The organism is Nocardia puris (assembly GCF_003315035.1).
GTDB lineage: Bacteria > Actinomycetota > Actinomycetes > Mycobacteriales > Mycobacteriaceae > Nocardia > Nocardia puris.
Window position 1 is genome coordinate 1 of record NZ_QNRE01000021.1, and the last position, 23,611, is coordinate 23,611.

Annotated in this window: 22 protein-coding genes, 1 rRNA gene and 1 pseudogene; 19 read left to right on the forward strand and 5 right to left on the reverse strand. The window is 71.2% G+C overall.

Translation table 11 applies throughout. From position 1 onward, the window contains the following. From rrf to recN, 7 genes and pseudogenes are all read left to right on the forward strand, one after another. Positions 1-93 (forward strand): 5S ribosomal RNA (gene rrf, locus DFR74_RS31880); the annotation flags it as partial. A gap of 878 nt (positions 94-971) precedes the next feature. Beyond that, positions 972-1,949 (forward strand): annotated as a pseudogene (locus DFR74_RS31885) (tetratricopeptide repeat protein); the annotation flags it as partial. A gap of 717 nt (positions 1,950-2,666) precedes the next feature. Beyond that, complete coding sequence (locus tag DFR74_RS31890; RefSeq protein ID WP_067511514.1) at positions 2,667-3,548, forward strand: HAD-IIA family hydrolase; 882 nt, start codon at positions 2,667-2,669, stop codon at positions 3,546-3,548. A 13-nt stretch (positions 3,549-3,561) separates the two neighbouring features. Continuing rightward, entirely contained in the window at positions 3,562-3,864 is a 303-nt protein-coding gene (locus DFR74_RS31895; protein WP_195126311.1) for a hypothetical protein, read from the forward strand. 1 nt (position 3,865) lies between these two features. Then, the gene (locus DFR74_RS31900; RefSeq protein WP_067511510.1) at positions 3,866-4,687 is read left to right on the forward strand and encodes a TlyA family RNA methyltransferase; all 822 of its coding nucleotides are present in this window, start codon (positions 3,866-3,868) and stop codon (positions 4,685-4,687) included. Further along, positions 4,684-5,661 carry an NAD kinase gene (locus DFR74_RS31905; RefSeq protein ID WP_067511509.1) on the forward strand — a complete coding sequence of 326 codons (978 nt, stop codon included), beginning with the start codon at positions 4,684-4,686 and terminating at the stop codon, positions 5,659-5,661. Before DFR74_RS31900 ends, DFR74_RS31905 begins: the two co-directional genes overlap by 4 nt. Next, positions 5,639-7,414: a DNA repair protein RecN gene (gene recN / locus DFR74_RS31910; RefSeq protein WP_067511508.1), complete on the forward strand. Its 1,776-nt coding sequence runs from the start codon at positions 5,639-5,641 to the stop codon at positions 7,412-7,414. The genes DFR74_RS31905 and recN overlap by 23 nt, the downstream gene beginning before the upstream one ends. 44 nt (positions 7,415-7,458) lie before the next feature. Here recN and DFR74_RS31915 read toward each other — a convergent pair whose 3' ends face one another. The 4 genes from DFR74_RS31915 to DFR74_RS31930 all read right to left on the reverse strand — a co-directional run bounded on the left by DFR74_RS31915 (position 7,459) and on the right by DFR74_RS31930 (position 9,481). Further along, the gene (locus DFR74_RS31915) at positions 7,459-7,884 is read right to left on the reverse strand and encodes an SRPBCC family protein (protein WP_067511507.1); all 426 of its coding nucleotides are present in this window, start codon (positions 7,882-7,884) and stop codon (positions 7,459-7,461) included. A 94-nt stretch (positions 7,885-7,978) separates the two neighbouring features. After that, positions 7,979-8,203, reverse strand: coding sequence for a lipopolysaccharide assembly protein LapA domain-containing protein (locus tag DFR74_RS31920; RefSeq protein WP_067511506.1), 225 nt, complete (start codon positions 8,201-8,203; stop codon positions 7,979-7,981). Between the two features lie 147 nt (positions 8,204-8,350). Continuing rightward, the gene (locus DFR74_RS31925; RefSeq protein WP_067511505.1) at positions 8,351-8,746 is read right to left on the reverse strand and encodes a nuclear transport factor 2 family protein; all 396 of its coding nucleotides are present in this window, start codon (positions 8,744-8,746) and stop codon (positions 8,351-8,353) included. 66 nt (positions 8,747-8,812) lie between these two features. After that, positions 8,813-9,481 (reverse strand): TetR/AcrR family transcriptional regulator, encoded by a 669-nt coding sequence (locus tag DFR74_RS31930; protein WP_084537933.1) that lies wholly within the window; start codon positions 9,479-9,481, stop codon positions 8,813-8,815. A 146-nt stretch (positions 9,482-9,627) separates the two neighbouring features. Here DFR74_RS31930 and steA point away from each other — a divergent pair, with 146 nt between their 5' ends. Together steA and DFR74_RS31940 are read left to right on the forward strand one after the other, a co-directional pair. Further along, positions 9,628-10,842, forward strand: a complete 1,215-nt coding sequence (steA, locus tag DFR74_RS31935) for a putative cytokinetic ring protein SteA (RefSeq protein WP_067511504.1) — start codon at positions 9,628-9,630, stop codon at positions 10,840-10,842. Between the two features lie 9 nt (positions 10,843-10,851). Next, positions 10,852-11,796 (forward strand): copper transporter, encoded by a 945-nt coding sequence (locus DFR74_RS31940; RefSeq protein ID WP_067511503.1) that lies wholly within the window; start codon positions 10,852-10,854, stop codon positions 11,794-11,796. 151 nt (positions 11,797-11,947) lie between these two features. Here DFR74_RS31940 and DFR74_RS31945 read toward each other — a convergent pair whose 3' ends face one another. Beyond that, positions 11,948-12,793, reverse strand: a complete 846-nt coding sequence (locus DFR74_RS31945) for an alpha/beta fold hydrolase (RefSeq protein ID WP_067511502.1) — start codon at positions 12,791-12,793, stop codon at positions 11,948-11,950. A 76-nt stretch (positions 12,794-12,869) separates the two neighbouring features. Between DFR74_RS31945 and DFR74_RS31950 the strand changes: the two genes are divergently transcribed. The 10 genes from DFR74_RS31950 (at position 12,870) to der (ending at position 23,473) form a co-directional block, all read left to right on the forward strand. Beyond that, positions 12,870-13,292 (forward strand): MarR family winged helix-turn-helix transcriptional regulator, encoded by a 423-nt coding sequence (locus DFR74_RS31950; RefSeq protein ID WP_170160839.1) that lies wholly within the window; start codon positions 12,870-12,872, stop codon positions 13,290-13,292. A gap of 282 nt (positions 13,293-13,574) precedes the next feature. Further along, entirely contained in the window at positions 13,575-15,296 is a 1,722-nt protein-coding gene (locus DFR74_RS31955; protein WP_067511500.1) for a CTP synthase, read from the forward strand. Continuing rightward, entirely contained in the window at positions 15,297-15,944 is a 648-nt protein-coding gene (locus DFR74_RS31960) for an NUDIX domain-containing protein (RefSeq protein ID WP_113975381.1), read from the forward strand. A 13-nt stretch (positions 15,945-15,957) separates the two neighbouring features. Beyond that, complete coding sequence (gene xerD, locus DFR74_RS31965) at positions 15,958-16,908, forward strand: site-specific tyrosine recombinase XerD (protein WP_113975382.1); 951 nt, start codon at positions 15,958-15,960, stop codon at positions 16,906-16,908. Between the two features lie 470 nt (positions 16,909-17,378). Beyond that, positions 17,379-18,323, forward strand: a complete 945-nt coding sequence (locus DFR74_RS31975; protein WP_067511482.1) for a ParA family protein — start codon at positions 17,379-17,381, stop codon at positions 18,321-18,323. Next, complete coding sequence (locus DFR74_RS31980; protein WP_067511481.1) at positions 18,320-19,243, forward strand: segregation and condensation protein A; 924 nt, start codon at positions 18,320-18,322, stop codon at positions 19,241-19,243. The genes DFR74_RS31975 and DFR74_RS31980 overlap by 4 nt, the downstream gene beginning before the upstream one ends. A 269-nt stretch (positions 19,244-19,512) precedes the next feature. After that, positions 19,513-20,181 carry an SMC-Scp complex subunit ScpB gene (gene scpB, locus DFR74_RS31985; protein WP_067511498.1) on the forward strand — a complete coding sequence of 223 codons (669 nt, stop codon included), beginning with the start codon at positions 19,513-19,515 and terminating at the stop codon, positions 20,179-20,181. A 9-nt stretch (positions 20,182-20,190) separates the two neighbouring features. After that, a complete protein-coding gene (locus DFR74_RS31990; protein ID WP_084537931.1) occupies positions 20,191-21,324 on the forward strand; it encodes a pseudouridine synthase in 1,134 nt (377 codons plus the stop codon). Between the two features lie 65 nt (positions 21,325-21,389). Next, on the forward strand, positions 21,390-22,061 hold the full coding sequence (gene cmk, locus DFR74_RS31995; protein ID WP_067511497.1) for a (d)CMP kinase: 672 nt from the start codon (positions 21,390-21,392) through the stop codon (positions 22,059-22,061). After that, positions 22,058-23,473: a ribosome biogenesis GTPase Der gene (der, locus tag DFR74_RS32000; protein WP_067511479.1), complete on the forward strand. Its 1,416-nt coding sequence runs from the start codon at positions 22,058-22,060 to the stop codon at positions 23,471-23,473. The genes cmk and der overlap by 4 nt, the downstream gene beginning before the upstream one ends. Positions 23,474-23,611 lie beyond the last annotated feature (138 nt).

Sequence of the window (23,611 nt, forward strand, 5' to 3'; positions counted from 1 at the left end):
ACGCCCGGACCCATTCCGAACCCGGAAGCTAAGGCCACCAGCGCCGATGGTACTGCACTCGACAGGGTGTGGGAGAGTAGGACACCGCCGGACAATTGTTCACGATAGGGGACCCAGAGATGGGTCCCCTATCGTCGTTTGGGCACCTTGCGGTGTCCGAACCAGGCCGCGTCCGTGCTCCGCCACCCCGCGCGTGCCACAATCTGTGCAAGTCGAACACCATCGAACACCCTGCGGGGACTCAGAAAGGGACCACCGTGTCGGAACACAACGACGGCCGGAAGCCATTCCGGCGGAGCGCTTCCGCCCCCGGCCGGCGCGACGCCGGAGCCGATCGACCGTCACGCGGCACCGGTGACAACCCGCGCGGCGGCTTCCAGCGCCGCGGTGACTCCGACGACCGGGGTGGATTCCGCGGCCGGAGCGAATCCGGCGACCGTGGTGGTTTCAAGGGCCGCGAATCCGGTGATCGTGGTGGTTTCCGTGGTCGAGACGATTCGAGTGACCGCGGTGGGTACCGCGGCCGCAGCGACTCGGGCGACCGCGGGGGATTCAAAGGTCGGAGTGATTCCGGCGACCGTGGCTACCGCGGGCGCGACGACTCCGGCGATCGAAGCTTCAAGGGTCGCGGTGACTCGGGTGACCGTGGCGGTTTCAAGGGTCGCGGTGACTCGGGTGACCGGGGTGGCTTCAAAGGCCGCAGCGATTCCGGTGACCGCGGCTTCAAGGGCCGCGGATCGGATGATCGTGGTGGTTTCAAGGGTCGCGGTGGCGACTCCGGCTCACGCGGATACGGGGCCGGTGAAGGCTCGGGTGGCGGCTACCAGCGTCGTGAGGGCTCGGGGGAGCGTGGCGGATTCAAACGCCGCGACGACTTCGAGCGCGGCGGACAGCGTCGTGACTTCGACCGAGGCGGCGACTCCGGCGCTCGACGCGACGCCGATCGCGGTGAGTCTCGTGACCGGCGTGATTCCGATCGCGGCGACTCGCGCGAGCGCCGTGACTTCGATCGTGGCGGCGATTCCCGTGAGCGGCGCGGAGACGACCGGGGTGATTCCGGGGAGCGGCGCGGCTACCAAGGCCGCGACGACTCGGGTGATCGCGGTGGTTTCCGTCGCGGCGGCGACCGGCCCGCGCGTTCCGGTGAAGGACGAGACTTCCAGCGCGGTGAGTCCGGCGAGCGCCGCGACCACGCCGGTCCGGACCGCAGGCGTGGCGGCGAAGGCGCCCGCGCGGGTGGTGGCCGGTCGATGGACCGCAAGCCGCCGCGCCCCGAGGAACCGGATCTGCCGGACGACGTGCAAGCCTCCGATCTGGACCCGGCCGTCCGCCGCGACCTGCTGAGCCTGGACAAGGGCAACGCCGAGACCGTCGCTCGCCACCTGGTGATGGCGGTGGACCTGGTCGACGACGACCCGCGACTCGCGCTGGCGCACGCGCGTGCCGCCCGGCAGCGCGCCGGACGCATCGCCGTGGTCCGTGAGACCGCCGGTGTGGTGGCCTACCACGCGGGAGAATGGGCAGAAGCGCTGTCCGAACTGCGCACCGCGCGCCGGATGTCCGGCGGCTCCGGCCTGCTCGCCGTGATGGCCGACTGCGAACGCGGCCTCGGCCGCCCCGAACGCGCGATCGAACTCGGCCGTAGCGACGAGGCCCGCGCCTTGAAGGGCGACGAGGCCACCGAACTGCGCATCGTGGTCGCGGGCGCCCGCATGGACCTCGGCCAGTACGACCAGGCCGTCGTCACCTTGCAGACCTCCGATCTCGACCCCGCGCGCACCGGCTCCTCGGCCGCCCGCCTCTTCTACGCCTACGCCGACGCCCTGGTCGCCGCGGGCCGCACCGACGAGGGCCTGCAATGGTTCCTCAACGCGGCCTCCGCCGACCTCGACGGCGAGACCGACGCCGAAGAACGCGCCGCCGAACTCACCGGCGAATCGGACGCCTGACCGCCTGCGCCGTCACTCGCTCCCGCGTGGTCGGGGCGTGAGTGCGCGGCGTCCGGTCCGCCGTACTCTCGAGGTCGGCGGGTCGGTGTCTGCCCGGGCGAATCGGCGCCGATCGCCCGCGTAGGCGCTCGCCGCGTGGGCGAAGTGAGTGCGCGGCGTCTGGGCTGCGGTACCTTCTCGACGTCGGTGGTTGCCGTGGCGAACCGGCCGGCCCGCCAGCTGCGTCCTTTCGCCCGCGTGGTCGAGGTGTGAGCGGGACGACATGAGGCTCTCGGCGTGGGTGGGTCGCTGTCCGCTGGCCTGGCGAATCGGACACCTGATCGTCCTAGTCGTCACGCTGCCTCGAGTGATCGAGCGTGAGCACCGGACGGCCGGGCTGCTGAAGCTCTCGACGTCGGCGGGCCGCTGTTCGCTCGTCTTGGCGAATCGGCCTGCCCGCCCGGTGCGTCGCTTACGCCCGCGTGGTCGAAGCGTGAGCGCGACGTGACGCTCTCGGCAAAGGCGGTCTTCGTCTGCTCGCCCTATGGAATTGCTCACGTGGCGAAGGGTTTTCGCGGACCGGAAGACGCGGTTTCGCGCGCAGGGGTGGGTTGTGTCGGTGCGCTGACGTAGGGTCTAGTCCTCGGCGGTGTGCCGGGGTGGCATCCGCGCGGTTCGGGTGGGCGGCGCATGGGCGTCGCGGCCGGCGGATGCGGGACTACGCGAGGTGGGAGAGTGGTGGATCGGCTACGGGATCGATACGGAGCCCTGCTGCTGGACCTGGACGGCACGCTGTACCGGGGTCCGGTGGTGGTCGACGGTGCGCCGGAGGCGCTGGCGGGCGGGGACGGGCAGCGGCTCGTCTACGTCACCAATAACGCCAGCCGCGGTCCCGGCGCGGTCGCCGCGCACCTGGCGGAACTGGGCTACCCGGCCACGACCGACGATGTCGTGACCAGCGCGCAGGCCGCCGCCCGACTGCTCGCCGAACGGCTCGCGCCCGGCGCGGACGTTCTGGTCGTCGGTACCGACGACCTGGTGGCCGAGGTGGACGCCGTCGGCCTGCGGCCCGTGCGGCGCTTCAACGGCGTCGTCCCCGCCGCCGTGGTGCAGGGCCACTCCCCGCAGACGGCGTGGCCCGACCTGGCCGAAGCCGCCTACGCCTTGCGCGCCGACGCCCTGTGGGTCGCCGCCAACACCGACCGCACCCTGCCCAACGAACGCGGCCTCGCCCCCGGCAACGGTTCGATGGTCGCCGCGCTGCGCGCCGCCTCCGACCGGGAACCCCTCGTCGCGGGCAAGCCGTACGCGCCGCTGCTCGAGGACGCGCTCACCCGCGCCGGCACCCGCGCGGCGCTGGTGGTGGGCGACCGCCTCGACACCGATATCGAAGGGGCCTGGCGCGTCGGCCTGGACTCCCTGCTCGTCCTCACGGGCGTGAGCACCCTCGAGGAGCTCGCCACCGCCCCCGACGAGCGGATTCCCACCTACGTCGCCGAATCCCTCGACGCGCTCAACCACCCGCCCGCCGTCGACGCCGAGGGCGCGCTCGCCGACCGCTTGCGCCGCAACCCCGGCCGGGCGGTGACGGTGCGGGCGTCCCGTTCCGACATCGGATAGCGTTGACACCACGATGACTACTCCGACGCCCCGCCCGCACGGCCCGGGAACACCCGGGTCCGGCCCGCACGCGCCCCGCCCGGGCGCACCGCTGCCCGGTCAGCACCTGCCGGGTGCGCAGGGCCGCCCGGAGCCCGCCGACCCGGACCGCGTGCGCGCCGAGATCGACGAGCTGCTGGCCGAGCTGAACGCGGGCCGCACGAGCGCATCGCCGGAGAGCGCCGAAGCGGGCACCGACATCACGCGCCGCGCTCACATCCTGGAGCAGGCGCACGACGTGCTGGTCCGCGCCCTCGCCACGGTGGACAAGATCTGAGGTGGCCAGGCGCGCGCGAGTGGACGCCGAACTCGTACGCCGCGGGTTGGCGCGATCGCGCGAACACGCGGTCGAGCTGATCGGCGCGGGTCGGGTCCTGATATCTGGAACCGTCGCCACCAAACCCGCGACCGCCGTCGAGGCGGGCACGCCGTTGGTGGTGCGCACCGAGCCCGACGAGGTCCGCTGGGCCTCGCGCGGCGCCCACAAGCTGCTGGGCGCGCTGGCGAAGTTCGGGCCGGAGGGCGTCTCGGCCGACGGGAAACGCTGCCTGGACGCGGGCGCCTCGACCGGCGGGTTCACCGACGTGCTGCTCAGCGAGGGCGCGCGCGAGGTGGTGGCGGTCGACGTCGGCTACGGCCAGCTGGTGTGGCGGTTGCAGAGCGACGAGCGGGTGCGCGTATTCGACCGCACCAACGTCCGCACTCTCACGCCCGAACTCATCGGCGGCACCGTCGATCTCGTGGTCGGCGATCTGTCGTTCATCTCCCTCACCCTGGTGCTGCCCGCGCTCGCGGCCTGCGCCGCCGACGGCGCCGATCTGCTGCCGATGGTGAAACCGCAGTTCGAGGTCGGCAAGGAGCGCGTGGGTTCCGGTGGCGTGGTGCGTGATCCGGCGCTGCGCGCCGAGGCGGTGCGCACCGTGGCCCGGGTCGCGGCCGAGCACGGCCTGCGCGCGCTGGGCGCGGTCGCCAGCCCGCTGCCGGGGCCCTCGGGCAATGTCGAATACTTCTTGTGGCTGCGCAAGACCGGGCAGAGCGAATACGACGACGAGCAGGTCGCGGCCCTCGTCGACCGGGCGGTTGAGGAGGGTCCACGGTGAACGCGCCGGTTTCCGGTGGCAGGGAGATCCTGCTCGTCTCGCACCCGGGCCGGGCCGAGATCATCGAGACCGCCCACCGGGTGGCGAAGATCTTCGCGGAGGCCGGTATCGGGTTGCGCGTGCTCGCCGACGAGGCGGGCAGCACGCGGTTCGATCCCGAACAGGACGCCGACGTGTCCGAACAGGGCGGCTACCCGGTGCGGGTGGTGGCCCACGACGACCGCGCAGCGGTCGGCTGCGAGATGGTGCTGGTCCTCGGCGGCGACGGCACCTTCCTGCGCGCCGCCGAATTGGCGCGGCCCGCGTCGGTGCCGGTGCTCGGAATCAACTTGGGGCGCATCGGTTTTCTCACCGAGGCCGAGGCCGAGCACCTGGACGAGGCGCTGGGCCAGGTGGTGCGCGGCGACTACAGCCTCGAAACCCGCATGACGATCGACCTGTCGGTCCGGGTGGACGACGAGGTGGTGGAGACCGGCTGGGCGTTGAACGAGGCCAGCATCGAGAACGCTTCGCGCATGGGCGTTCTGGAGGTGGTGCTCGAGGTGGACGGGCGGCCGGTGTCGGCGTTCGGCTGCGACGGCATCCTCATCGCCACCCCGACCGGGTCGACGGCGTACGCGTTCTCGGCGGGCGGGCCGGTGGTATGGCCGGAACTCGAGGCGCTGCTGGTGATTCCGAGCAACGCGCACGCGCTGTTCGCGCGGCCGCTGGTGACCAGCCCCGAATCCCGCATCGCGGTGGAATCGGTGGCCACGGGCCACGATGCGATAGTTTTCCTGGACGGCAGGCGCACCATGGCGCTGCCCAGCGGCGGCCGCGTGGAGGCCGTGCGCGGCGCCGAGCCGGTGCGCTGGGTGCGGCTGGATTCCGCGCCGTTCGCGGACCGGATGGTGCGCAAGTTCCAGCTGCCCGTGACCGGCTGGCGAGGCCGACGGCGAACGGAGAGCACACGTGCTGACAGAGATCAGGATTGACAGTCTCGGTGTCATATCCGCGGCCACCGCGCAGTTCCACGAGGGACTGACCGTCCTCACCGGGGAGACCGGCGCGGGCAAGACGATGGTCGTGACGAGCCTGCACCTGCTCAGCGGTGCGCGCGCCGACGCGGGCCGGGTGCGGCTCGGTGCGTCGCGCGCGGTGGTGGAGGGGCGGTTCACCGTCGACGAACTGAACGAGGCGGCGCGCGGCGAGGTGGCGCGGGTGCTGGAATCGTCGGCGGCCGAAGCCGACGACGACGGCAGCGTCATCGCGATCCGCACCGTCGGCGGCGACGGGCGTTCCCGCGCGCACCTGGGCGGGCGGGGTGTGCCCGCGTCGGTGCTGGCGGAGTTCACCGCGCCGCTGCTCACCGTGCACGGCCAGAACGATCAGCTGCGCCTGCAACGCCCCGAACAACAGTTGAACGCGCTCGACCAGTTCGCGGCCGACACCGTCGGCCCGCTGCTGCGCAAGTACCAGGTGCAGCGCCACGCCTGGCTCGACGCACGCAACGAACTGCTGGAGCGCACCGCGCGCAGCCGCGAACTGGCCCTCGAAGCCGACCGGCTCAAGCATTCGCTCCTCGAAATCGACGCCATCGCACCGGAACCCGGCGAAGACGCGCGGATCGTCGCCGAGGTGCGCAGGCTCAGCGATCTGGACTCGTTGCGCGAGGCCGCCGCCACCGCCCACGACGCGCTGTCCGGTCCGGCCGACACCCCGGACGACGGTGCGGGTGCGCTGGAAATGCTCGGCGCGGCGCGGGCGCGCCTGGATTCGGCGGAGGATCCGGCGCTGGCCGCGCTGGCGCCCCGGCTCGGCGAGGCGATCGCCGTGGTCGTGGACCTCACCACCGAGCTCAGCGGCTACCTGTCGGACCTGCCGTCCGATCCCGGTGCGCTGGATTCGCTACTCACCCGGCAGGCCGAACTCAAGAGCCTCACCCGCAAGTACGCGCCCGATATCGACGGCGTGATCGCCTGGGCCGAGGAGGCGCGCTCCCGGCTGGACTCGCTCGACGTGTCCGAGGAGGCGCTCACCAAGCTCGCGGCCGAGGTCGAGGTCGCCGCCGAACGTGTGCGCGGCGCGGCCCGCAAGCTCACCGCGGCCCGCACCAAGGCGGCCGGGAAGCTGGCGGCGGCGGTCAGCGCCGAACTGGGCGGTCTCGCGATGGGCAAGGCGCGCTTGGAGGTTCAGGTGCGGCCGGTGCCCGCCGGCGCGCAGGACAGCGCGCCGCTCACCGTCGACGGTGTCGAACTGCACGCCGGGTCCTCGGGAGTCGACGAGGTCGAGTTCCGGCTGTCGGCGCATTCCGGCGCGCAGTCGCTGCCGTTGAGCAAGAGCGCGTCCGGCGGTGAACTCTCCCGGGTGATGCTGGCGCTGGAAGTGGTGCTGGCCAGTTCCGACCACGGCGCGACCATGGTGTTCGACGAGGTGGACGCCGGCGTCGGCGGCCGCGCGGCGGTGGAGATCGGGCGCAGGCTGGCCCGGCTGGCGCGCACCCACCAGGTGATCGTGGTGACCCACCTGCCGCAGGTGGCGGCGTTCGCGGACACGCACTTGGTGGTGAACAAGTCCGACGACGGCAAGGGCAAGGTCAACAGCGGCGTGCGGGCCCTCACCGACGAGGAGCGGGTGGTGGAGCTGGCGCGCATGCTGGCGGGGTTGGACGACACCGAGACCGGCCGCGCGCACGCCGAGGAACTGCTGGAGACGGCGCGCTCCGAACGCGCCGCCGTCCGAGCCTGAACACGCGAAAGCCCCCGTCGCGCGGGGGCTTTCGGGCATTCGGCTCAGTTGGTGAGCGCCTTCTGCGCGCCCTTGAGGAACTGGTTGATCAGGGTGCGCAGGCCGATCTCGAGCGCCTTGCCCGGCACCGGCAGGCTGGGCTCCGACTCCATCGTGTAGGAGACGTGCGTGCCGCCCTCGGTGTCGCGGAAGGTGACGGTGCCGACGTGGCGCTTGACCGGCGCGCCCTTGATGATCTGGTACTCCAGCTTCTCGCCGGGCACCAGCTCGGTGGTCTCCTCCACGAAACCGACGCCCTTCACACCGACCAGGTACTGGGCGCCGACGCCCGTCGGAGCGGTGGCGCCCGGCTTCTTCAGCGTGAAGTTGACGACGGGCAGGTACGGATTGATCCCGTCGCGTTCGATGAAGAACTTGTAGACGGCCTCGCGCGGTGCGGCGATGACGACGTCGACGGTGCTGGTGGCCATGCGTGGTCTCCTGTTCAGCTGTCTGTGACAGGAAGTGTATAGGTATCGGGTTCCACCGACGCGCGCTACGTCGCCTCGGTCACCGCACCGCCGGTCAGCGGCGCTTGCGCATGGTGAGCACGCCCGCGAGCCAGCCGACGGCGAACATCGCGAGCAGGATCAGCCACATCGGTGACTGCACGCTGATCAGCAGGAATTCAATGGTGACCTTGGTGCGGTTCTCGATGACGAACACGATGGCCAGCACGGTGATGGCCAGGGCGGCCCACTGGGTGGGGGAGATGCGCGACAGGAACGAGCGGGATTCGGTGGTGCTCATCGGAGCGTCCTCTCTGCCGGCTACCGTGACGACACACCGTCGTCGGGCTGATCCCGGCGACAGGGCCGTCGCGGAGTTCTTGCGAATCTAGCCGACCGCGCACGGCGGCACGGGCGGATCGCCCGCGCCGAGATCCGAACGCAATGCTCAGGCGGTGTTCGTCAGGTGCGTGAGCACGCACAGCCAGCGGCCCGCGCGGCGGACGAAGACATCCGTGGTCCACTCGTCGAGGTCGAACCGCTGGTCCTGCCAGTGCGCGGTGTTGCGCACCCGCACGCTGAGCACCGCCGTGTCGCCGTACACGCGCACCCTCGGCTCGCCGACCCGCTCCATCATCGAATGGCTCAGCACACCGGACCGGACATTGTCGAGGAACCGGGTGCCCTCGTCGATCCCGTTCTGCCCCACGAACACCCAGTCGGGCGCCGCGAACGCCCCGATCCGCTCGGCATCGTTGTCCCGCAGCGCGACCAGCCATTCGTCATAGACCTGGATCAGCTCGCGCTCCACCGCCTCGTCCCGCGCATCACTCGTCGTCGTCATACCCCGACGCTAGGCCGGACGCGCACGACCGCGCTTGGAGAAATGGAACCGCACGGCCGCGTTCGGTCAGTGGCGGGGGAGGGTGCGGAGGAGGGAGCGGACAGTGGGGCGGAGGCGGGCGGGTGGGAAGCGGTCGGGGTCGGAGAGGACGAGGCGGCCGAGGGATTCGGTGAAGCCGATCATGACGTGGCCGATGAGTTCGACATCGGCGTTTGCGGGGCCGCCGCGCACGCGGAAACCGGTGCGCAGCATGTCGATATAGCGGGCGAGCAGGTCGTCGCGGGCGGTGGTGAGGACTTCGCGGTGTTCGCCGGAGGCGCCTTCGGTCGGCCAGAGGATGAGCCGCCAGCGCTCCGGGGTGGCGGCGACCGCGTCGAGGAAGGCCATGACGGCGGCGACGAACTGCTCGTCGGGATCGGTGTCGGGCGTGATCTCGGGCATCGCGGCGAAGACCTGCGCCATCCCGCGCGCGTGCTCGCGGTGCAGCAGCGCGCCGACCAGCTCCGGCGCCGTCGGATACATCGCGTAGAGCACGGGTTTGGCGACGCCGGCCTGTTTGGCGACCTCCTGCATGGTGAGCTGGCCCAGCCCGTCGCGACCGATCACGCGCAGTGCCGCGTCGAGCAGTTGTTCGCGCCGCTGCGCGGGCGGCAGGCGCGGGGTGTTGCGCCGGCGCGGGCGGCCGGTGGCGGGCGAGATGTGCCACACGCCCGCCGCCTTCTTCTCGATGCTCACCCCGAAATCATGCCTCGAGCGCGATCGGCGTCCCGGTGCCGTCCGGTCGGTTCGGTCCTGGGAATGCTGGTATCACAGTGACGAATGTGGCCCGTGGTTCGGCGCGCCTCCACCATTGGTTGAGAGTTTGGGCTCATCATCGGCCCATGAAGATGCTGGCGTTGTTGTCGAAGAACACCGAAACGCTGCCTGGTCTGACCGGGATAGCCCGGGTGGATCGCAACACCCGGCGTCTGCTCAAGCGGGTGGGTCCCGGCGATATCGTCGTGCTCGACGAGATGGACCTGGACCGCATGACCGCCGACCGGCTGATCGAGGCGGGCGTGGTGGGGGTGATCAACACCTCGCCGTCCATCTCCGGCCGCTACCCCAACCTGGGGCCGGAAGTGCTGGTGGCCAACGACATCCTGCTGCTCGACACCGTCAGCTCCGACGCGTTCAGCAAGATCAAGGACGGCAGCAAGATCCGGATCAGCCAGGGCGTCGTCTACGCCGACCGGCTCACCAAGAAGGAACCCGAGGCGCTGGTCGAGGGCATCGAGCTCACCGAGTCGGCCGTCGCGGACCGGATGATCGAGGCGCGCAACGGGCTGGCCGATCATCTGGAGGCGTTCGCGGGCAACACCATCGAGTTCGTGCGCACCGAGAGCGCGCTGCTCATCGACGGGATCGGCGTGCCCGAGCTGGAACTCGAGATGAAGAACCGGCACGTGGTGGTGGTGGCCGACGGGCCCGATCACGCCGAGGATCTGGACCGGCTCAAGCCGTTCATCAAGGAATACGCGCCGATCATGATCGGCGTCGGGCGCGGCGCGGACACGCTCATGAAGCGCGGCTACCGGCCCGACGTGATCGTCGGCGATCCCGAGGAGATCACCACCTCGACGATGAAGTGCGGCGCCGAGGTCATCCTGCCCGCCGACACCGACGGGCACGCGAAAGGCCTGGAGCGCATTCAGGATCTGGGCATCGGCGCCACCACCTTCCCGTCCTCGGGTTCGCCCGCCGACCTGGCGTTGCTGCTCGCCCACCACCACGGCGCCGCCCTGATCGTCACCGCGGGCGCGGCCGCCTCGCTGGACGACTTCTTCGACCGCGGCCGCCGCGACTCCAACCCGGCCACCTTCCTCACCCGGCTCAAGCTCGGCACCAAACTGATGGACGCCAAGGCCGTGGCCACCCTCTACCGCAACCGGGTGTCGGGCGTGGCGGTGGCGATGGTGGTGCTGGCCGCGCTGATCGCCGTGATCGTGGTGCTGCTCGCCTCCAATTCCGGTGGGGACGTGATGGATTGGGCGGTCGACACCTGGAATCGCGGGACGCACTGGGTGCAGGCCCAGGTCGACGCGCGCACCAACTGAGGGGACTCGATGATCTCACTACGTCAGCACGCGATCTCGATCGTGGCGATCTTCCTCGCGCTCGCGATCGGAGTGGTGCTCGGCTCGCAGACGCTCGCGGCCGATCTGCTCTCGGGATTGCGTGCGGACAAGACCGATCTGCGTCAGCAGGTGGACACCCTCGGCGACCAGAATCGCCGTCTCACCGACGAATTGAACGCCGCCGACCGCTTCATCGAGGGCGCGGGCGGGCGGATCCTCGGTGGTGCGCTCGCGCAGCGTTCGGTCGTGGTGTTCACCACCCCCGACGCCGACCCCGCCGACGTCGAGGCCGTGAGCCAGGGGTTGGCGACCTCCGGCGCGACGGTGACCGGTCGCATCGCACTGACCGACGCGTTCACCGACGCCACCGAGGGCGACCGGCTGCGCACGGCGATCACCAACGTGATCCCGGCGGGCGCCCAATTGCGCACGGGCGGCGTGGATCAGGGGAGTATCGCGGGGGATCTGCTCGGCATGGTGTTGCTTCTCGATCCCGCGAACGCGCAACCGCGCGGCACCGATCAGGAGCGCGCGCTGGTGTTGGAGACCCTGCGCGGCGGCGGTTTCCTCGCCTACGGGGACACGCCGGTGCAGCCCGCCCAGCTCGGTGTGATCGTCACCGGCAACGGGGCGAAGGCGGCCGAGGACGGTCAGGGCGCGAACCTCGCGCACTTCGCCGGTGCGCTGCGCGGGCGCGGTGCGGGCATCGTGCTCGCCGGACGAACAGGTGCGTCGGAGGGGTCGGGGCCGATCGCCGAGCTGCGGTCGGACGCGCAGCTGGCGACCACGGTCACCACGGTGGACAACCTGGACCGCGCGATCGGGCGCGTCACCGCGGTCCTCGGGCTGACCGAGCAGCTCAACGGGGGAGCAGGGCGGTACGGGACCGGGGACAAGGCCACCTCGTTGACGCTGGCCGCGCTGCCCAGCTGAGGGTAGTCGCCGCTGTCGATCCGGATCGGCCGGTTCGCGGCCGCCCCGAGAGCCGCCGACCAGTCGCTCCACTCGATCTCGGCCGTGGGCCCGGTCGACGGTGAGCTGGAGCCGGATCGTGCGGCTCGCGGTCGGGGTCAGTGGGCGATCGTCATCGGGTCGTTGCGCCGAGCTCGAACGCCCGCGGGGGTCGGGCCAACGCACGTAGGGCGGGGAGCACTGTCGGCCAGGTGTGGCGGGGGAAGACTTCGTGGCCGGTGTTCGGTAGCGGGATGAAGCGGGCGTCGAGTTCGGTGGCCAGGGCCCGGCCGTGGGGCAGCGGGAGGAACGGGTCCTGTTCGCCGTGGAAAACCACTGTGGGAGCGGTGATTTCGGGGAGGCGGTCGCGCCAGGGCGTGCCCGGGTCGATCAGGAACGGGTTGGTGAACTGGGCCTCGGGGTTCCCGGAGCGCGCGAGGACCCGGGTGGCGATGTCGCGCATGGCGGCCTCGTCGAAGTCGGCCGAGTACGGGCGTTCGGCCTCGACGATGTAGTCGATGGCGGATTCGGGGTCGTTCCAGTCCGGGGGCGCGGGCTCGGCCAGCGGGAGCGGGTCGGGCAGGTCGGGGGTGTCATGACCGGGGCCGCCGGGCGTGGACGCGAAGAGCGTCAGCGAGGCGACCGGGTGGTCGAGTGCGAGGAGCTGGGCGACGGCGGCGCCCCCGGACATGCCGAGAATGTGCGCCCGCCTGCCGTCGAGCAGGGCGGCGGCATCGGCGACAAGATCGCGCAGGGTGTGCGGCGGGGCGCCGGCGGGGGAGGCGGTGGAGCGGCCCGCGTCGCGGCTGTCGTAGCGGATGACGTGGAAGGTGTCGGCGAGCGCGGCGCACAGCTCGTCCGGCCAGGAGATCAGCGAGTGGCCCGCCGCGTGCAGGAGGAGCAGCGCGGGCAGGGCGGGGTCGCCCTCGGTCCGGACACAGAGCTCGACACCGTTGATCGGCAGCAGGCGCTCGGTCATGGGAACCACCTTTCGTTACATGTAACGAAAAAGCTAGCCCGGAAGTTGGTTACATGTCAACGGTATGCTCACATTCGTGGACCTCGATGTGAGCCGAGCGTGGACGGCCTACCGCCGCCTGCGTCTCGTCGTCGACGCGGAAGTGGCGCGTGACCTGGAGCGGAGCACCGCGCTGTCGATGCCCGACTTCGAAGTGCTCGCCGCCGTGGTCGAGCTGGACGAGCCGTGCCTGCGAGTCGCCGCGCTGGCCGGGCACCTGGGCTGGTCGCACAGCAGGCTCTCCCGGCAACTCGGCCGGATGGAGACCCGCGGACTCATCGACCGGGTGCCGTGCGAGCGCGACGGCCGCGGCGACGACGTCGTCCTAGGCCCCGAGGGCCGCTCCGCCTACGACGCCGCCGAACCCGTCCACGCCACCGCCGTCACCCGCCACTTCGGCGACCGCCTCGCACACGAGGACCTGGCGACTCTGATCGCACTGGGCTCCCGGCTGGAGTGAACGCGCGGCGACGGCCACGGATCAGCGCACCAGGCGCGCGATTCCGCAGCCGGGCAGGGCCGGCGCGTCGTACTGCTGGCTGTCGCCGAATGCCTTCGTGGACCTGGTTCCGGATGTGGATGTCCATCGGATGCGCGGCGGCGAGGGGTCCCGTTCGTCGCGGCCCGGTAGCGGCCCCGCTCACATCGGCCCGGCGCGTGCTCTGATCGGTGTTCAGCGATCGGGTGGCAAACGTGCGTGGCGTTCGTTCGCGGGGGTGGGTTCGTGTTACCGTGAAGACCCGTGGGTCAAACACGGATTCAGGCGCGAACCGATACGAAACATATCTTCGTGAGCGGTGGTGTCGCCTCCTCATTGGGCAAGGGACTGACCGCTTCCAGCCTCGGTCAGCTGCTGACGGCGCGGGGTCTGCGCGTCACCATGCAGAAGCTCGACCCGTACTTGAATGTCGATCCGGGCACCATGAACCCGTTCCAGCACGGTGAGGTGTTCGTGACCGAGGACGGCGCCGAGACCGATCTCGACGTCGGCCACTACGAGCGGTTCCTCGACCGCGACCTCTCCCGGGACGCGAATGTGACCACGGGGCAAATCTATTCGTCGGTCATCGCCAAGGAACGGCGCGGCGAGTACCTGGGCGACACCGTCCAGGTGATCCCGCACATCACCGACGAGATCAAGAACCGCATCCTCGCCATGCGCGGCCCCGACCTGCAGGGCCAGGAACCCGACGTGGTGATCACCGAGATCGGCGGCACTGTCGGCGACATCGAATCGCAGCCGTTCCTCGAGGCGGCCCGCCAGATCCGCCACGACGTGGGCCGCGACAACGTCTTCTTCCTGCACGTCTCGCTGGTGCCGTACCTGGCGCCCTCGGGCGAGCTCAAGACCAAGCCCACCCAGCACTCGGTGGCCGCGCTGCGCAATATCGGCATCCAGCCCGACGCGCTGATCCTGCGCTGCGACCGCGAGGTGCCCCAGGGCCTCAAGAGCAAGATCGCGCTCATGTGCGACGTCGAGGTGGACGCCTGCATCTCCACCCCCGACGCGCCCTCCATCTACGACATCCCGAAGGTGCTGCACCGCGAAGGGCTCGACGCCTACGTGGTGCGCCGCCTCGGCCTGCCGTTCCGCGACGTGGACTGGACCGTGTGGGGCGATCTGCTCGACCGCGTGCACTCGCCGCGCGAGGTGGTCGAGGTCGCGCTCGTCGGCAAGTACGTCGACCTGCCCGACGCGTACCTGTCGGTCACCGAGGCGCTGCGCGCGGGCGGGTTCGCCTCGCGGGCGAAGGTGCAGATCCGCTGGGTGCCCTCGGACGAGTGCGAGACCGAGGCGGGCGCGGCGGCCGCGCTGCGCGACGTGGACGCGGTGCTCATCCCCGGCGGCTTCGGCATCCGCGGCATCGAAGGCAAGGTCGGCGCCATCCGGTACGCGCGGACCCGCAAGATCCCGCTGCTCGGGCTGTGCCTCGGATTGCAGTGCGTGGTGATCGAGGCGGCGCGCTCGGTCGGCCTCACCGAGGCCAATTCGGCCGAGTTCGAGCCAGACACCCCGCACCCGGTCATCTCGACCATGGCCGACCAGGAACAGGCCGTGGCCGGTGAGGCCGACCTCGGCGGCACCATGCGCCTGGGCGCGTACCCGGCTGTGCTCACCAAGGGCTCGGTCGTCGCGCAGGCCTACGGCGAGGAGCAGGTGTCCGAGCGGCACCGGCACCGCTACGAGGTCAATAACGCCTACCGCGACAAGATCGCGGGCAGCGGTCTGCGGTTCAGCGGCGTCTCCCCGGACGGCCACCTGGTCGAGTTCGTGGAGCTGCCCGCCGACGTGCACCCGTTCTTCGTCGCCACGCAGGCCCATCCGGAACTCAAGTCCCGGCCCACCCGCCCGCACCCGCTGTTCGCGGCGCTGATCTCGGCGGCGCTGAAATACAAGCTGGCCGAACGACTTCCGGTCGACATTCCCGGCGAGGAACTGGCGGGCGCGGAGCAGGACGCGTAGATGAGCACCGACGGGGGACGGCACGAGTTCGAGACGGTCGGCAGCCGCGTCGTGTACAGCGGGGCCATCCTCGCGCTGCGGCTGGACAAGGTGGCGATGCCCGGTGGGCGGATCGCCGAACGCGAGGTGATCGAGCACCACGGCGCGGTCGCGATCGTCGCGCTCGACGAGGCGGGCGAGGTGGTGCTCATCGACCAGTACCGGCATCCGCTGGGCACGCGGCTGCTGGAACTGCCCGCGGGCCTGCTGGACGTGCAGGGCGAGGACCCGCTCGAGGCGGCCAAGCGGGAACTGGCCGAGGAGACGGGACTGGCCGCGCGGGAGTGGTCGGTGCTGGTGGACGTGGCGCTCTCGCCGGGATTCACCGACGAGGCGCTGCGCGTCTACCTCGCGAGCGGGTTGAGCCAGACCGAGCGACCCGAACCCGAACACGAGGAAGCCGATATCCGGCTGGTCCGGATGCCCGTCGCCGAGGCGGTGCGGGCGGCGCTGGAAGGCCGCATCGTCAACGCGACGGCGGTGGCCGGAGTGCTGGCGCTGGCCGCCGCGCGGGCCGGTGACCAGCCGCTGCGCCCGGCCGACGCGCCCTGGCCGGGCCAGCCCACCGCGCTGCTGGAACGCCAGGCGCGGCAGCGGTCCGGGGACTGACGGCGGGCCGCGGGTGCTGGCGCGCGAGATCGACGCCTACCTCGACCATCTCGCGGTCGAGCGCGGCGCGGCGCGCAACACCCTCGGCGCCTACCGCCGCGACCTGCACCGGTATCGGGATTTCCTGACCGGTCGCGGGGTGGCGGGGCTCGACGGCGTCCGCGAGACCGACGTCGCCGAGTTCATGGTCGCGCTGCGCGCGGGCGGTCCCGACCATCCGCCGCTGGCGGCGAGTTCGGTCGCGCGAGCGCTGATCGCGGTGCGCGGCCTGCACCGCTTCGCCGCCGCCGAGGGCATCACCGCCACCGACGTCGCGCACGCCGTGAAACCGCCCGCGCCCGGTCGCCGATTGCCCAAGGCGCTGCCCTACGACCAGGTGTTGCGGGTGCTGGAAGCCGCGGGCGGTGGACCGGTCGCAGACGACGCCACGGCGGCGACCGACGGGGGACCGCGCGGCTTGCGGGACCGCGCGCTGCTGGAACTGCTGTACTCGACGGGCGCGCGCATCTCCGAGGTGGTCGGGCTCGACGTGGACGACATCGACGCCGAGGACCGCGCGGTCGTGTTGCGCGGCAAGGGCGGTAAACAGCGCATGGTCCCCATCGGACGCCCGGCCATGGCCGCCGTGGACGCCTACCTCGTGCGTGGCAGGCCGGTGCTGGCCGCGAGCGGGAAGGCCACCGGTGGCGCGCTGTTCCTCAACAATCGCGGCGGCAGGCTGTCGCGCCAGAGCGCGTGGCAGGTGTTGCAGGACGCGGCCGAACGCGCGGGCATCACCGCGGCCGTGTCGCCGCACACGCTGCGGCACTCGTTCGCCACCCACCTGCTGGACGGGGGCGCGGACGTGCGTGTGGTGCAGGAACTGCTGGGGCACGCGTCGGTGACTACCACGCAGATCTACACGCTGGTCACGGTGAACACGCTGCGCGAGGTGTGGGCGACGGCCCATCCGCGCGCGCACTAGCGAGTTCGTCGCTCGCCGGGATCGACGCCCATCCGCGCGCAGCAGCCGGCGATCGCTCGGTCGACGACCCCGAAACACCGCTCGCGACGGCCAACCCCGAGGTATCCACCGCCGCGCGCGAGGAGTTCCGCACCGCGCGCGCACCGGGCATTGTGGCCGGTTCGAGTACTTCCGGCGACTCGGGCGGATCGCGCCGCGAGGCGAGATGGGACGGGGCGGAAGGGCTCCACGGCCGAGTCGGCGTCCGGTGCCGGCGAGGGACGCGGTCCGACGCCGGAACGGGGCGCGAACTCGCCGTCGCGTGTCCGAACACCGGTCTCGTGCCGCGAGGCGGTAGCGTCTAATCGAGTGCTGGACCGTACGAAAGCGAGGTCGGGCCTGATCGGCCTCGCCTAGGCTCGGCGAGGCAACGGGCGCACACGTACAAGGAGCAGCGGATCGTGACGACAGCCGGAGCGGCGGAGCCGCCGATGGGTGCTGGGGCGCAGCCGCTTTCGGGCCCCGGACAGGGACCGTTCTCGGACGCCGCGGCGGAGACGCTGTGGGGCGAGGGCGGCGAACCCCTACCCGACAACACCGAACTGGGACCGACCGGACGGCCGTTGCGCCTGGTCCCCGACCCGCCGCCGGTCGCCGAACACGGTGACGCGCTGATCGTCGCCATGTGCAACCAGAAGGGCGGCGTCGGCAAGACCACGTCCACCATCAACCTGGGCGCCGCGCTCGCCGAATACGGCAGGCGGGTGCTGCTGGTCGATCTGGACCCGCAGGGCGCGCTGTCGGCCGGCCTCGGCGTGGCCCACCACGACCTCGACCAGACCGTGCACAACCTGCTGGTCGGCGGGCGCACCTCGATCGACGACGTGCTGATGCGCACCAAGGTCGAGAACATGGACCTGCTGCCCAGCAATATCGACCTGTCGGCGGCGGAGATCCAGCTCGTCAACGAGGTCGGGCGCGAACAGACCCTCGGGCGCGCGCTGGAACCGGTGCGCGACCGCTACGACTACATCCTCATCGACTGCCAGCCCTCGCTGGGCCTGCTCACCGTCAACGCGCTGGCCTGCTCCGACGGCGTGATCATCCCGATGGAATGCGAGTACTTCTCGCTGCGCGGCCTGGCCCTGCTCAACGACACCGTGGAGAAGGTGCGCGACCGGCTGAACCCGCGGCTGAGCCTGTACGGCATCGTGGTCACCATGTTCGATGCCCGGCTCCTGCATTCGCGCCAGGTGATGGCGCGCGTCGTCGAAGTATTCGGCGACCTGGTGTACGACACCGCCATCGCGCGGACCGTCCGGTTCCCCGACGCCAGCGTCGCCGGTGAACCGATCACCACTTGGGCGCCGAAATCCGGTGGCGCGGAAGCGTATCGGGCGATGGCACGGGAAGTCATCCACCGGTCCGGCCGGTGAGCGGGACCGACCACCCCGCGCCAGAGACCACGCTCACGCCCGACGGCCCGGATTCCGCCACGGCGCCCGGGGATTCCGCCACGCGGGAACAGTCGGAGGCCGGATTCCGGCTCAAGCTCAGCAATTTCGAGGGTCCGTTCGATCTGCTGCTCACCCTGATCAGCTCGCGCAAACTCGACGTCACCGAGGTCGCGCTGCATCAGGTCACCGACGAGTTCATCGCCTACACCAAGGCGCTCACCGCGAGCATGAACGAACAGAGCGGGTTGCGCGCGGACAAGATCCTGGACCAGACCACCGAATTCCTCGTCGTGGCCGCCACCTTGCTCGACCTGAAGGCCGCGCGGCTGCTGCCCTCCGGTGAGGTCACCGACCCCGACGATCTGGAACTGCTGGAGGCACGCGACCTGCTGTTCGCGCGGCTGTTGCAGTACCGGGCGTTCAAGCAGGTCGCCGAGCTGCTCGGTGAGCTCGAAGCCGTCGCGCTGCGGCGCTACCCGCGCGCGGTGTGTCTCGAGGAGCGTTTCGCGGGTCTGCTGCCGGAGGTGACGCTCGGCGTCGACGCGGCCGCGTTCGCCGAGATCGCCGCCGCCGCGTTCCGCCCGCGGCCCACCCCGACCGTCGGGCTGGACCACCTGCACGCGCACGCCATCTCCGTCGCCGAACAAGCGGCGCTGGTGCTGGAGCTGCTCAAGGCCAAGGGGCCCGGCGGCTGGACCACGTTCGCGGAGGTGGTCGCCGACTGCGAGGTGCCGGTGCAGATCGTCGCGCGCTTCTTGGCGCTGCTCGAGCTCTACCGCGGCAAGACCATCGAATTCGACCAGCCCGACCCGCTCGGGCCGCTCGCCATCAGCTGGATCGGCGACCCCGGGGACGGGACCGCCGCCCAGCCGGTGACCATCGAGGAGGACTACGGGTGACGGAACCACCGAACCCCACCGACGACAGCGACGACACCCGGGAGTCCGGTGCAGACCCGGGCGGAGCGTCCGCCGAGCTCGGCCACGTGTCCGCCGACTCGCCCGAGGACACCGGCGACTCGCCGGAAACGCGCGCGGAGTCGGGCGACCGGCCCGCGAACCCGACACCCGCCGAGGAGACCGCGACACCGGGCGACACGGACGATCCCGCGCCGGCGGACCCCGGGGCAGATCCGGACACCGCGAACGAGACACCCCCGCCCCCCGGCGTGTCGGTGGACACATCCGGCACCGCCGCGACCGAGCCGCCCGCCACCCTCGACGACGACGAGTTCCGCTCCGCGCTCGAGGCGATGTTGCTCGTGGTGGACGCTCCCGCCCCGGTAGAGCAGCTGGCGGCGGCGCTGGACGACACCACCGAGCGGGTGGCGGAGGTGCTGCGCACGCTGTCGGCCGAGCTCACCGCGCGCCGCAGCGGCATCGACCTGCGTTTCGTCGGCGACGGGTGGCGCTTCTATACTCGGACCGAGTACGCGCCCTATGTGGAGCGTGTGCTGCTCGACGGCGCCAGGACGAAACTGACCAGGGCGGCGTTGGAGACATTGGCGGTGGTGGCCTACCGCCAACCGGTGACCAGGACCAGGGTGAGCGCCGTCCGCGGCGTGAACGTCGACGGTGTGATGCGCACACTGCTCGCCCGCGGCCTGATCGCCGAGGCCGGGGTCGACCCGGAGACGAACGGCACGTTGTACCGCACGACCGAACTGTTCCTGGAACGGATCGGGCTCGCGTCACTGTCCGATCTGCCACCGCTGGCGCCCCTGCTCCCGGGCGTCGACCTGATCGATGAGATCAACGAGAGCCTGGAGACCGATCCCCGGTACACCAGGCTGAGGAAACCCGCCGAGTCCGACCTGGACCTCGGCTCCGAGGATTGACAAGGACATATGAATACGCCCGCTCGCCGAGATGGCACACCGGATCGTAGGAAACACGGCGCACCCCACACCAGGGGCGTCGCCCACCGCACCGCGGGAGTCCGCGGCGGCCGCGGCGCCCAGCGTGGCGGCCAAGCCCGCGGCGCCTGGGAGGACGAACCCCGGCGCGGCCAGGGTGGCGCCACCCGCCGTGACCAGCCCCGCCGCGGTGACCAGCCCGAACGCGGCAGGCCCGCCCGGGTCCAGCCGTCGCGCGGCACGACCCCGGCGCCCACCGCCCGCAAGGCGAAGAACCCCCGTCCGCAGCGCCAGACGCCCGTCACGCCCGTACTGAGCAACGCCAAACCGGCGCGCCGCCAGCACGTGGAGCCGGTCACGACCGACGGCCCCAAGAAGCTCCCCTGGGGCGAGGGCGAGCGGTTGCAGAAGGTGCTGGCCAAGGCCGGTGTGGCCTCGCGCCGCGCCGCCGAGGAACTGATCGCGCAGGGCCGCGTGGAGGTCGACGGGTCGATCGTGCGCGAACAGGGCCTGCGCATCGACCCCGCGACCGCCGTGGTGCGCGTGGACGGCACCCGCGTCGTGGTGCGCGAGGAACTGGTGCACGTGGCGCTGAACAAGCCGAAGGGCTGGCAGTCCACCATGTCCGACGATCTGGGCCGCCCCTGCGTCGGCGATATCGTCGCCGAGCGGATCGCCGCCGGTCAGCGCCTGTTCCACGTGGGGCGTCTGGACGCCGACACCGAGGGCCTGCTGCTGCTCACCAACGACGGCGACCTCGCGCACCGGCTCATGCACCCCTCCTTCGAGGTGTCCAAGACCTACCTCGCCACCGTCAACGGCGAGGTCAACAACAAGTTCATCGGCAAGCAGCTGCGCGACGGCGTGGAGCTCGACGACGGTCCGGCGAAGGTGGACCGCTTCCAGGTGCTCGACCTGGGCGAGGGCCGCTCGCTGGTGAAGATCGTGCTGCACGAGGGCCGCAAGCACATCGTGCGCAGGCTGCTGGCCGAGGTCGGCCACCCGGTGATCCGGCTGGTGCGCACCCATATCGGCCCGGTGGCCCTGGGCGATCAGCGGCCCGGCACGCTGCGCGTGCTCGGCCGCGACGAAATCGGCAAACTCTACGAGGCGGTGTCGTTGTGAACGGTGTGGAGATTCCGGTCGAGGTGCCCGCGGCGCTGTCGGGCGACGGGCCGCTGGTCGTCGCCATGGACGGGCCGTCGGGCACCGGCAAGTCCAGTGTCTCGCGCCGCCTGGCGACGCGCCTGGGCGCGCGCTACCTCGACACCGGCGCCATGTACCGGGTCGCGACCCTGCGCGTGCTGCGCGCGGGCGTGGACCTGACCGATCCCGAGGCGATCTCGGCCGCCGTGCGTGAGCTGCCGCTGACCATCGGCACCGATCCCGGGCGCGAGGTCATCGAACTCGACGGGGAGGACGTGTCCGCCGAGATCCGCGGCGACGCCGTCACCAAGGCCGTGTCGGCCGTGTCGGCGGTGGCCGAGGTCCGCGAACTGCTCGTGGCGCGCCAGCGGGAGCTGACCGCCTCGGCCGGCCGGATCGTGGTGGAGGGCCGCGACATCGGCACCGTGGTGCTGCCGACCGCCGACGCCAAGATCTACCTGACCGCCTCGGCGCAGGCGCGCGCCCAGCGGCGCAATCAGCAGAACATCTCCGAAGGCCGCGGTGACGACTACGCGGCCGTGCTCGCCGACGTCCAGCGCCGCGACACCCTCGATTCCACCCGCGCGGTCTCGCCGCTGCGTCCCGCCGCGGACGCGGTGCTGGTCGACACCAGCGAGCTGGGCATGGACGAGGTCATCGACGAGCTGTACCGCGTTGTCGCGCAGCAGATCTCGACGACGGGAAGGGTCAAGTGAGCGAGGACGTACTCGCCGGCGACGGCGTGTGGAGCGACGAATCCGACTGGGAGATCGTCGATTTCGAGGGTGAGCACGAGGGTGAGGAAGTGCTCGCCATGCCGACGCTCGCCGTGGTCGGCCGCCCGAACGTGGGCAAGTCCACGCTGGTGAACCGCATCCTGGGCCGTCGGGAAGCCGTGGTGGAGGACATCCCCGGCGTCACCCGCGACCGGGTCTCCTACGAGGCGAACTGGTCCGGACGCCGATTCCTGGTGCAGGACACCGGCGGCTGGGAGCCCGACGCCAAGGGATTGCAGCAGCACGTCGCGCGCCAGGCCGAGCTGGCCATGCGCACCGCCGACGCGATCCTGCTGGTGGTGGACGCGACGGTCGGCGCCACCGCGACCGACGAGGCGGCGGTGAAGTTGTTGCGCCGCTCCAAGATTCCGGTGATCCTGGTCGCCAACAAGGTCGACGATCCGCGCGTGGAGTCCGAGGCGGCGACGCTGTGGTCGCTGGGCCTGGGCGAGCCGCGCATGGTGAGCGCCGCGCACGGCCGCGGCACCGGTGATCTGCTCGACGACGTGCTCGCGGCGCTGCCGGAGACCCCGCGCATGGACACCGGCGGCGCCGGACCGCGCCGCGTCGCGCTGGTCGGCAAGCCGAACGTCGGCAAATCCAGTCTGCTCAACAAGCTTTCGGGCGACGAGCGGTCGGTCGTGCACGATGTCGCGGGCACCACAGTGGATCCGGTGGACTCGCTCGTGGAGCTCGGCGGCAAGGTGTGGAAGTTCGTGGACACCGCGGGCCTGCGCCGCAAGGTGTCCAACGCCAGCGGCACCGAGTTCTATGCCTCGCTGCGCACGAAATCGGCGCTGGAGGCGTCGGAGGTGGCGATCATGCTGATCGACGCCTCCCAGCCGATCACCGAACAGGATCTGCGCGTCATCAGCCTGGTGGCCGATTCCGGTCGCGCGCTGGTGCTGGCGTTCAACAAATGGGACCTGGTCGACGAGGATCGCCGGTACCAGTTGGAGAAGGAGGTCGACCGGGATCTGGTGCGGGTGCCGTGGGCGCAGCGGGTGAACATCTCCGCCCACACCGGGCGCGCCGTGCAGAAGCTGGTGCCCGCCATGGAGACCGCGCTCGAGTCGTGGGACAAGCGCATCCCCACGGGCCGGCTGAACAACTGGCTCAAGGAGGTCATCGCCGCCACCCCGCCCCCGATGCGCGGCGGCCGCCTGCCCCGGGTCCTGTTCGCCACTCAGGCCTCCACCCGCCCCCCGACGTTCGTCCTTTTCACGACGGGCTTCCTCGAGGCGGGCTACCGCCGCTTCCTCGAACGCCGCCTCCGCGAGGAGTTCGGCTTCGACGGATCGCCGGTGCGCATCTCCGTGCGCGTGCGCGAGAAGCGGGATCGCAAGAAGTAGAACGGGATCGGTGCGGGCCGGATCGGAGTAGACCGATCCGGCCCGTTCTCGTTCATCGAAGCAAGGCGTCGCGGTCGGCGGCCCGATCGGAGAGGTCGATCGCCGGGGCGGTCCGGGGTCGCGCAACGACCTGCGGGG

Excerpts from the sequence above, each read along its gene's own strand:
- DFR74_RS31895 (WP_195126311.1), top strand. The coding sequence starts at position 3,562 with ATGACTACTCCGACGCCCCGCCCGCACGGCCCGGGAACACCCGGGTCC.
- DFR74_RS31915 (WP_067511507.1), bottom strand. The coding sequence starts at position 7,884 with ATGGCCACCAGCACCGTCGACGTCGTCATCGCCGCACCGCGCGAGGCC.
- DFR74_RS31920 (WP_067511506.1), bottom strand. The coding sequence starts at position 8,203 with ATGAGCACCACCGAATCCCGCTCGTTCCTGTCGCGCATCTCCCCCACC.
- DFR74_RS31925 (WP_067511505.1), bottom strand. The coding sequence starts at position 8,746 with ATGACGACGACGAGTGATGCGCGGGACGAGGCGGTGGAGCGCGAGCTG.
- steA (WP_067511504.1), top strand. The coding sequence starts at position 9,628 with ATGAAGATGCTGGCGTTGTTGTCGAAGAACACCGAAACGCTGCCTGGT.
- DFR74_RS31940 (WP_067511503.1), top strand. The coding sequence starts at position 10,852 with ATGATCTCACTACGTCAGCACGCGATCTCGATCGTGGCGATCTTCCTC.
- DFR74_RS31945 (WP_067511502.1), bottom strand. The coding sequence starts at position 12,793 with ATGACCGAGCGCCTGCTGCCGATCAACGGTGTCGAGCTCTGTGTCCGG.
- DFR74_RS31960 (WP_113975381.1), top strand. The coding sequence starts at position 15,297 with ATGAGCACCGACGGGGGACGGCACGAGTTCGAGACGGTCGGCAGCCGC.
- DFR74_RS31975 (WP_067511482.1), top strand. The coding sequence starts at position 17,379 with ATGGGTGCTGGGGCGCAGCCGCTTTCGGGCCCCGGACAGGGACCGTTC.
- DFR74_RS31990 (WP_084537931.1), top strand. The coding sequence starts at position 20,191 with ATGAATACGCCCGCTCGCCGAGATGGCACACCGGATCGTAGGAAACAC.
- cmk (WP_067511497.1), top strand. The coding sequence starts at position 21,390 with ATGGACGGGCCGTCGGGCACCGGCAAGTCCAGTGTCTCGCGCCGCCTG.